This window comes from Microbacterium sp. Bi128, from assembly GCF_918698205.1.
The window spans coordinates 1-1,045 of record NZ_CAKKMM010001653.1 but is presented as its reverse complement, the minus strand read 5'-3'; the positions used below and the strand labels follow the sequence as shown (position 1 = coordinate 1,045).

At 60.2% G+C, this 1,045-nt stretch carries 2 protein-coding genes; one reads left to right on the top strand and one right to left on the bottom strand.

All coding sequences use genetic code 11. The features are described 5' to 3' along the window. The coding region (locus LQV45_RS35275) for a hypothetical protein (RefSeq protein ID WP_230012695.1) at window positions 1-280 on the top strand (280 nt) is incomplete at its 5' end. Between the two features lie 118 nt (window positions 281-398). Here LQV45_RS35275 and LQV45_RS35270 read toward each other — a convergent pair. Then, window positions 399-1,007 carry a hypothetical protein gene (locus tag LQV45_RS35270; RefSeq protein ID WP_230012692.1) on the bottom strand — a complete coding sequence of 203 codons (609 nt, stop codon included), beginning with the start codon at window positions 1,005-1,007 and terminating at the stop codon, window positions 399-401. Window positions 1,008-1,045: the final 38 nt, after the last annotated feature.

Below are 1,045 nucleotides of genomic sequence, written 5' to 3'. Positions count from 1 at the left end.
CTTGACACTGCTCGTTGAGCCCGGGGGGAGTGCCGCGATCTTCTGGGGCTGGTCCTGTGCAGCCTTGTCGCTCGCCGGATTCGTTTCCGTGTACGCCTTTGACAGGGTCGAGGGCATGAGGCGGGAGCCGGCTGTGGCTACTGTGCCAGAGCAACTCGGGCGGGCAGGCGTCGTTCCCTTCCCTGACAGTGCAGCCCCCAGCGAGGATGCCCAGAACATGGAGAATATGGTCGTCGAACCGTTATTCTCGACCGAAGATGGCGGGCGCGTCTCGGTGTAAGCCACAGCCAAACCGGCCCTTCGTGGTTGGTGGGGAATTGACTCCGTCACGTAGATGAAAAACGGACCCGTGGCGCTGCTTGCACTGCCAGATGAATTAGGGCATTCAACCGGGCTCACTAATCCATGTCGGCGTCGAGGGTAGCTGTCAGCAGCCGGTCGAAGCTGGTGGTTCCGTAATCGGGCGGCGTTACCGCAATCATCAATTCGGTCGTTGTCACGAGCGGCGGGTGGATTGACGATGGACTCGGCGGCGCCGTTCGGCTTTGTGCTGGATGCTTTCGACCTGCGACGGCGGATTCGCCTTCCCTGACGACCACCAGCTCAAGGCCGGGCACGCCGTGGACAGGCAACGGAATGGAACGCCCGTTCTCGATGAACCTCCTGAAACCGCGCAGTGACAGTTGGTCGTCCGGATTGCCGGTCAGCTCGAGGATGCTGTCATTGACACTTTGGTTGATGCCGATCAGGAATCTTTTCTCGCTGGAAGATTTCGCCAAGACGATGAATGTTGTCAACGCGACGGCAAAGCCGACGATGAAGAGTGCCGCGGCTCCGGGGTCCCGAAGGCCGGCCATGAAGATCATCAACACCAGGCAAACGACGAACCCGACGAATCCGAGCCCCAGACACAAATAAACGGCATCCATACCCGGCCGACCACGCCATTGCTGGGATGTGAACGTCACGAGCAGCCTTTGCTCGGGTTTGGGGAGAGAGTTGCTCATTTTCCCTTCCCTTCGAGCAGTGCCTCGGCGAGCGCGAT